The organism is Streptomyces zinciresistens K42 (genome assembly GCF_000225525.1).
Taxonomy (GTDB): Bacteria; Actinomycetota; Actinomycetes; order Streptomycetales; family Streptomycetaceae; genus Streptomyces; species Streptomyces zinciresistens.
This window is the reverse complement of record NZ_AGBF01000253.1, coordinates 1-8,011: the sequence shown is the minus strand read 5'-3', so window position 1 is coordinate 8,011 and position 8,011 is coordinate 1. Positions and strand designations below refer to the sequence as shown.

The following is an 8,011-nucleotide window of genomic DNA, read 5'->3' as shown; positions in this document are numbered from 1 at the left end:
GACCCGACGGGGGGTCGGTCGAGGTGGCCGGGCACGACGTGTGGCGGGACCCCGTCGAGGTGAAGTCCCGCATCGGGGTGCTCCCCGAGGGCCTGCGGCTCTTCGAGCGGCTCTCCGGGCGCGAACTCCTCGCCTACACCGGGCGGCTGCGGGGTCTGCCCGGCGCCGAGGTCGACAAGCGGGCCACCCAGCTGCTCGACGTCCTCGACCTGGCGGGCGCCCAGCACAAGCTCGTCGTGGACTACTCGACCGGTATGCGCAAGAAGGCCGGCCTCGCGGCGGCGCTGCTGCACAATCCCGAAGTGCTGTTCCTGGACGAGCCGTTCGAGGGCGTCGACCCCGTCTCGGCGCAGACCATCCGGGGCGTCCTGGAGCGCTACACCGCCTCCGGCGCGACCGTCGTCTTCTCCTCCCATGTCATGGAGCTGGTGGAGTCGCTGTGCGACTGGGTCGCCGTGCTGGCCGCCGGCCGCATCCGCGCCCACGGTCCGCTCGCCGAGGTCCGCGGCGAGGCGCCCTCCCTTCAGCAGGCGTTCCTCGAACTCGTCGGCGCGCACGGCCGCGACGCCGGGGCGGACCTCGACTGGCTGGGGGGCGGGGCCCGGTGAGCACCGACGTGACCGGCGTCTTCGTCCGGCTGAAGCTGTCGCTGCTGAGGAACGGGCTGCGGCAGTCCGCGGGGCGGCGGGCCGCCTATGCCGCCTCCGCCGTCGTCGTGCTGCTCTTCGGGGCGCTCCAGCTCCTCGGCCTGGTCATGCTGCGCGGCAACGCCCACGCCGAGTCCGTGGTGGTCCTGCTGGTCGCGGTGCTCGCGCTCGGCTGGGCCGTGATGCCGCTGTTCGCCGCCGGCGGGGACGAGACCCTCGACCCGACGCGGCTGGTGATGCTGCCGCTGCGCCCCGCGCCCCTGATGCGGGCGCTGCTCGCGGCGTCGCTGGTCGGCATCGGCCCCCTGTTCACCCTGTGCCTGCTGGCCGGTTCGGTGATCGCGCTCGCGCACGGCCCGGCCGCCTGGGCCGTCGCCGTGCCCGCCGCGGTGCTGGCGCTGCTGGTGTGCGTCGCGGCCGCGCGGGCCGTCGCCACCGCCAACATCCGGCTGCTGACCAGCCGCAGGGGACGCGATCTCGCGGTGCTCAGCGGCCTCGTCGTCGCGGTGGGCGCGCAGGTCGTCAACTTCGGTGCGCAGCGCCTGGGTTCGTCGGGGCTCTCGCAGCTAGACCCGGCCACGGAGGTGCTGCGCTGGGTGCCGCCGGCGTCCGCGATCGGGGCGGTGCGGTCGGCAGGCGAGGGGTCGTACGGGGCCGCCGTGCTGCAACTCGCGCTGAGCGCCGCCGCGCTGGCGGGGCTCCTCGCGTGGTGGTCGCACCATCTGACCCGGCTGATGACCTCGCCCGACGGCTCCACGCTCCAGGCGGTCGCCGACGCCGCCGAGGGCGGCCGGACCTCGGCCGGACTGGCCCGCGTCCTGCCCGCCGGGCGCACCGGCACCGTCATGGAGCGCAGCCTGCGCTACGCCTGGCGCGACCCGAAGACCAAGGCGGCCTGGGTGACCTCGCTGGCCGTCGGGCTGATCGTGCCGCTGTTCAACGCCGTCCAGGGCACCGGGTCGATCTACTTCGCCTGCTTCGCCGCGGGGATGCTCGGCATCCAGATGTACAACCAGTTCGGGCAGGACACGTCCGCGTTCTGGATGGTCGCGATGACGATCTCCTCGCGCCGCGACGCCTACGCCGAACTGCGCGCCCGCGCGCTGGCGCTGCTGCTGGTCACCCTGCCGTACGCGACCCTGGTGACCGTCCTGACGACTGCGCTGCTCGGTGACTGGGCCAAGCTGCCCGCGGTGCTGGGCCTGTCCCTGGCGCTGCTGGGCGCGATGCTGGCGACCGGGGCCTGGGCGTCGGCCCGCTTCCCTTACTCCATCCCGCAGGAGGGCCGCAAGAACGTCGCTCCGGGGCAGACGGGCCTGGCCTGGATGTCGATCTTCGGCGGGATGGCGGCCGCCGCCCTGCTGTGCGCCCCCGTCATCGCGGTGACGATCTGGCTGAACGTCACCCCGGGCGGGGACGGCTGGACCTGGCTGCTGCTGCCCGGCGGCGCGCTCTACGGCGCCGCGGTCACCTCGCTGGGCCTGCGCCTGGCGGCACCGCGCACGGCGGAGCGCCTGCCGGAGATCCTGGCGGCGGTGAGCAAGGGCTGAGGCCGCGCGGACGGCCCCGGCCGGGTCTCCAGGTGCTCCGGGTCTCCAGGTGCTCCGGGTCTTCAGGTGCTCCGGGTCTGCTGGGTGTCCTGGGTCCTCCCGGTCACCGCACTAGGCCGACCACACGGAGTCGAGGAACGGCTCTATCGCGGTGCGCCAGCCCTCGGGCTGGTCGTAGTGGACGAGGTGTCCGGCGTCGGGGACCTCGGCGTACTGCCCGCGGGGCAGGACGCGGACCATCTCCTGGGCCTCGGCCCGGCCCAGCTCGCCGTCGAGGCCGCGTACGACCAGTGCGGGGCAGCGCACCTGGGCCAGTTCCTCCCAGTGGGCGTCGTAGACCCAGGTCTCCCGGGTGCGGAGCATCTGCTCCGGGTCGAAGACCGGCCGCCAGCCGTCCTCGCACTCGTGCATGACCTCGGCGTAGAACGCGCCGCGCGCGGGGTTGGGCCGCTCGACCCAGGGGTCGTCCTCGCCGAACCACTTGCGTACGTCGGCGAGGGTGGCGAAGGGCACGGGCCAGGCGGCGAACCACTCGGCCCACTCGCGCTGCGAGGCCGCGCCGAGGGCGGACGCCCGCATGTCGCAGATGATCACACCGCTCACCAGGTCGGGGCGGCGGGCCGCGAGCTGCCAGGCGGTGAGCGCTCCCATCGCGTGGCCGATGAGCACGCAGCGGGCGAGGCCCAGCTGTTCGAGGGCGGCCTCGGCGTCGTCGACGTAGGCGTCGCGGGTGAAGGCGGCCTGTGCGGGCTTTTCGCTGCGGCCGTGCCCGCGCTGGTCGAGCGCGACGGCCCGGTACCGCCCGGCGAGCAGGCGCGCGGTGGCGGCCCAGTGCGAGGCGCGGCCCATCAGACCGTGCAGTAACAGCACTCCGGGGGTGTCGTCGGGCCCTTTGGCGGGGTCCGTCTTGGGCGGGTCGCCGAACTCCCAGGCCGCCAGACGTACGCCGTCCTTGCCGGTCACGTCGATGCGCCGCGCCATCGGTCCTGGCACCCCCCTAGCTCCGCTCGGACCGCTCGCGCGGGCCGGTCCTGTGCTCCGCTTCCTGCCTGCCCTGTCCGCCGTGCCTGCCGTGCCTGCCGTGCCTGCCGTGTCCGCTGCCGTCATCCGAAGCACCCCGCGCCACCCGCGTCACCCGTGACGCCGATACCCCCCGCACGCGATGTGCATGTCCTGTGTGTCCGACGTGATCTTATGCGCACACTTCTGCAGCGCACGGTCCCTCCGACCCGTCACCCGAGGCTATCGAACCCCTATTCGAAACGACGGCGTCTGCCGCCAACACCGCTCATTCGAGTGACCCCTTCCCATGATTGACCGCCGGCGGCGGGGGGAGATCTTCAGCGGGGGGCGGACCGCTCGGGGACACCGGTCCGTGGGGGCGACCCTGGGAGCTCGGGGCTCCGGGTCGAAGCAGGGGAGGACAGGCCCCGGCGCCAGAGTGCGCCGGGGCCCCTCTGCACGTCCACGGCACATCCTCCCCGCCCCCTCCCCGCCCGGACCCGCCCCGCGGCGGGCGGCCAGGAGCTCTCAGGCCGTACGCCTCACGCGACAGCCTCGCACGCGAACCCGCCGGGCGCTGCGGTCGAGCACACAGGATCTCGGAACGGACGAGATCCGTCGATGGCGCAACTCCCCGCCCGTCACCAGGAGTTACGAAGAGAGAAGCCGCTCAGCGCTTGGCGACGAAGACGTGGGAGGCGACCTCGGCGTCCAGCTCGGCCGCCTCACCGCCGCTGCCGACCAGGACCCCGCCCGCCGACTCGGTCACGCTCACCACGGAGCCGGGCTGCACACCCGCGCGACGCAGCGTGTACATCAGCTGCGCGTCGGTCTGGATGGGCTCGCCGATCCGGCGGACGACTACCGTCTTGCCGTCGGCGCCCGGGTCCAGTTCGGCCAGCGAGACCATGCCCTCGTCGAGGAACGGGTCGGCGCCGTCCTTCTCGCCCAGCTCCTCCAGACCGGGGATGGGGTTGCCGTACGGCGACTCGGTGGGATGGCGCAGCAGCTCCAGCACCCGCCGCTCGACGGCCTCGCTCATCACGTGCTCCCAGCGGCACGCCTCGGCGTGCACCTGCTCCCACTCCAGCCCGATCACGTCGACGAGCAGGCACTCGGCGAGACGGTGCTTGCGCATGACGCGGGTGGCCAGCCGGCGCCCCTCGTCCGTGAGCTCCAGGTGCCGGTCGGACGCCACGGACACCAGCCCGTCACGCTCCATGCGCGCCACCGTCTGGCTCACGGTCGGGCCGCTCTGGTCCAGCCGCTCGGCGATCCGGGCGCGCATGGGGACCACACCTTCCTCCTCCAGCTCGAGGATGGTGCGGAGATACATCTCCGTGGTGTCGATCAGTCCGGACATACGTGCCCCTCGATTAGCTCTGCGATTAGCTCAGCCGGAAGCGAGACAGCTCCACGGCGCGTGCGCTGGCCCTGACCCAATTCTGCCGGATGGCACTGACAACCGTGTCGCCCCGCCGAAACCGGCTTTTCCACAGGCGCCGCGCACCCCGGGACGTCCCGGCGGGCCGCCTTCCCGCCGCGCGGAGCCCGTATTGACACCGCACTGGTCCAGACCGCACCGTGATCCGCACCGCACCGCACCGCACCGTCACCCCGGAGGCACGCATGAGCGACAGCAAGCCGGCCGACCAGTTCTTCGACGCCGCCATCGGCCTGCTCCAGCGGGTCCGCGCGGAGGAGGCCGAGAACATCGAGGCGGCCGGTGCCCTGCTCGCGGACACCGTCGCCGCCGGGGGCCGGCTGTTCGCGTTCGGCGCCGGCCACTCCTCGCTCGCCGCCCAGGACCTGGTCTACCGCGCGGGCGGGCTCGCCCTGATGAACCTGCTCGCGGTGCCCGGGGCCGTCGGCGTCGACGTCGTGCCGGCCACGCTGGGCTCCGCCCTGGAGCGCGTCGACGGCCTCGCGAGCGCGGTCCTCGACACCTCCCCGCTGCGCGAGGGCGACACCCTCGTCGTCATCTCCCTCTCGGGCCGCAACGCGCTGCCGGTGGAGATGGCGACGAGCGCCCGCGCGCGCGGCGTCCACGTCATCGGCGTGACCTCGGTGGCGTACGCCTCCGAGACGACGTCCCGGCACGTCTCGGGCACCTTCCTCAAGGACCACTGCGACATCGTCCTGGACTCCCGGATCCCGGTCGGGGACGCGGAACTCACCCTCGATCCCATCCCGGCGCCCTTCGCCCCCGCCTCCACGGTCGTCACCACGGCCCTGCTCCAGGCCGTCATGGCCACGGCGGCGGCCTCGCTGGCGGCCCGCGGGATCGAACCTCCGCTGCTGCGCTCGGGCAACGTCGACGGCGGCCTCGACTGGAACAGCCGGGTCTTCGAGAAGTACGGCGACCGGATCTTCTACCGGCGCTGAACCGGCGGGCCCGCCGCGGGCGGTGCTACTCCCCGTCCGCGGCCGGCCGGGCCGTCCGCTCCCCCGCCAGATCCAGGGCGACGGCGATCCGGGCGGCCACGTCCTCCGCGTGGACCGCGTCGCCGCGCTCGAAGGCGGTGCGCCCGGCACCCCGCAGAAACGTCACGACGCCCAGGGTCCGGCCCCGGCTGCGCAGCACCGCGCACAGCGCGTGCACCGCGTCCTGCGGCCACTGCCGGGCGGTCGCCCACTCGCGGGCCCGCTCGGGCGGCACCTCGCCCGCGGCCGCCCGCACCGAGCCGGAGCGCGCCACGCACTGGAGCGCCGGGTGCCCCTCGCCGTAGCGGACCGGCAGCCCGGCCTCCCCGCCGAGCCGGGACGGCCCCGGCGCGCCCGACGGTGTCACGGCGACCCGCACCAGCCGCACCGGGCCGGCGGTCTGCGCGTCCGACAGCGGGCCCCCGGCGGTCCGGTCGATCAGGGCGTGGTCGGCGAAGCCCGCGAGCGCGAAGTCCAGATGCACGGTCGCCGCCTCGCCCGGGTCCTCGCACTCCGCCGCGGCCCGCGCCGCGCGGTGCAGCTGGTTGGTGCGGAACCGCAGCAGCGCGGCCTCCTGCTCCGCCTGCCTGGCCTGGGTCACGTCCTGGAAGAGCCAGCCCACGCCCAGCGGCACGGGCTCCTCCGCGAGCGGCGAGGCAAGCCGGACGAAGCCGCACCGCCAGCAGCGGCGCCGCTCGCCCTCCGGCGTGCGCACCCCCACCCAGATCTCGGCGGGCGCTGGCGGCGCCCCCTCCGCCAGCACATGGGTCAGCGCGCTCTCCAGCTCCTCGACGCCCTGGGCGAGCAGTTCCCCGAGGGGGCGCCCCAGCACGGAGGTGCGGCCGACGCCCAGGGCGCGGGCCGCGTGCGCGTTCACCACGGCGGGCCGCAGGTCCGCGTCGACCAGCACCACGCCCCAGGAGGCGTCCTCGAACAGGGCCTCGCTCAGGGCGATCGAGCGCTCCAGGTCGATCTGCGCGTGCACCTCGCTGAAGGCGCAGTACACCCCGGCGGGCTTGCCGTCGGGACCGCGGACGGCGGCCGACTGCGTCCGGACGAGGACCCGGCCGCCCTCCTTGGTCAGCAGCGCGAACTCGTGCACCTGGCGCCCCGGGGCGTCCATGGCGGACATCAGCCGCCCCTCGACCTCCGCGGCGTCGGCCTCGCGCACGGCCCAGCCGGCGAAGCCGTGCCGGCCCACGGCCTCCGCGGCGCTCCAGCCGAGGATGCGCTCCGCCTCGCGGTTCCAGTGGGTGACGACGCCCGCCGCGTCGAAGGCGCACAGGGCGGCGTCCATGCCGTCCAGCAGCGCGGCCAGCAGGTCCGAGCCGCCCGGCGGGGACTCCTCACCGGCCGGCGGCGCGCCGTCCCGACCGTCGCGCTCGGGCTCGTCCGGCCCCAGCTCGTCGGTGGTCCCACTACGCCGGGAAGCACTCACATGGACCCCCTGCCAAGCTGCGTCCGCACGTACGACGCGTCGGTTCGCTCACTCGCAATCATCTAACTGGAACGTGACACAGCACACACCGAGTTCCCCAAGATTGAGGGAATCGTTGCACGCGGGCCCGCCGCGGACCTGGGAACCGCATCCCCGGCGGAGGTGCCCCTCAATCCCGATCTTCCCGCGCGGACCGGCGGGCGCGGAAGCGTACGGGGGAAAAAAAGCGGTTGATCGGCTGCCGGGGGCTTCCTAGTGTGGGGTGCACACGAGAAGGGAGGTGGTTCGGCAGATGTATGGATACCGGACGCGTGAGGTGGCTGCGGGCTAGCGGCCCGTCACCCCACCCAGTGCGGTGCCGGACCCGCATGTGAACGACGCGTGCAGCCGGCCCAATCCCAGCAGTCACCCGACCCGCGAGTCCGCCGGTACGTCCGGCCGGCTCCTCCGCCCCGCGGAGGACCCGGACTCGCGGGTCGTCTGCGTCTGCCCGGCGGTCAGTCGTCGCCGTCATCGCCGCCGTCGCCGTCACCGTCGTTCTGCGGCTGCGACGCGCCGTCCTGCTCGCCCCCGTCCCGCCCGCGCCGCGGCTGCCGTCCGTCCCGCCGCCGGTCGTCGGCCCCCTGCCCGTCCCGCGCGCCACTCGTCGACGGAGTCGGCGTCGGCGTCTGTGCGGGCGTCGGGGCCGGGGGCTGCTTCCGTGTCCGCGTCGGTGCCGCCGTCCTCGGGCCGGTGGAATCGGTGGAATCGGTGGACGCCGAGGTGCCCGGACTCGGCGACGCGTCGGACCGGGTGCCCTCGCCCCCGGTGCTGTCGGGCGAGAACCACGTCATCCCGAGCAGCATCGCGGCCACGAAGAGCGCCGCCCCCGCCGCCATGACGGCGATCCGCCCCGTCCCCGGCCGGGAGGGGCGGGGCCGGGCCCGCGCCCGGGAGCGGGTGGGCCGGTC

At 74.5% G+C, this 8,011-nt stretch carries 7 protein-coding genes; 4 read left to right on the top strand and 3 right to left on the bottom strand.

Annotation, left to right across the window (positions count from 1 at the left end; translation table 11 throughout):
- Together SZN_RS33470 and SZN_RS33465 are read left to right on the top strand one after the other, a co-directional pair.
- Positions 1–608: ABC transporter ATP-binding protein (locus SZN_RS33470; RefSeq protein WP_007503904.1), on the top strand; the 608-nt coding region annotated here is incomplete at its 5' end.
- Positions 605–2,197 (top strand): hypothetical protein, encoded by a 1,593-nt coding sequence (locus SZN_RS33465; protein WP_007503902.1) that lies wholly within the window; start codon positions 605–607, stop codon positions 2,195–2,197. The genes SZN_RS33470 and SZN_RS33465, both read left to right, overlap by 4 nt.
- Positions 2,198–2,308: 111 nt before the next feature.
- Here SZN_RS33465 and SZN_RS33460 read toward each other — a convergent pair whose 3' ends face one another.
- Both SZN_RS33460 and SZN_RS33455 read right to left on the bottom strand, forming a co-directional pair.
- Positions 2,309–3,178: an alpha/beta fold hydrolase gene (locus SZN_RS33460; RefSeq protein ID WP_007503900.1), complete on the bottom strand. Its 870-nt coding sequence runs from the start codon at positions 3,176–3,178 to the stop codon at positions 2,309–2,311.
- Positions 3,179–3,869: 691 nt separating this feature from the next.
- Complete coding sequence (locus SZN_RS33455; protein ID WP_007503898.1) at positions 3,870–4,562, bottom strand: iron-dependent transcriptional repressor DtxR; 693 nt, start codon at positions 4,560–4,562, stop codon at positions 3,870–3,872.
- Between the two features lie 266 nt (positions 4,563–4,828).
- Here SZN_RS33455 and SZN_RS33450 point away from each other — a divergent pair, with 266 nt between their 5' ends.
- Positions 4,829–5,584, top strand: coding sequence for an SIS domain-containing protein (locus SZN_RS33450; protein ID WP_043734426.1), 756 nt, complete (start codon positions 4,829–4,831; stop codon positions 5,582–5,584).
- A gap of 25 nt (positions 5,585–5,609) precedes the next feature.
- Here SZN_RS33450 and SZN_RS33445 read toward each other — a convergent pair whose 3' ends face one another.
- Positions 5,610–7,061, bottom strand: a complete 1,452-nt coding sequence (locus SZN_RS33445; RefSeq protein WP_007503893.1) for a PAS domain-containing protein — start codon at positions 7,059–7,061, stop codon at positions 5,610–5,612.
- A 732-nt stretch (positions 7,062–7,793) separates the two neighbouring features.
- Here SZN_RS33445 and SZN_RS41115 point away from each other — a divergent pair.
- Positions 7,794–8,011, top strand: a 218-nt coding sequence (locus SZN_RS41115) for a hypothetical protein (protein WP_139063646.1), incomplete at its 3' end; no start/stop codon positions are given.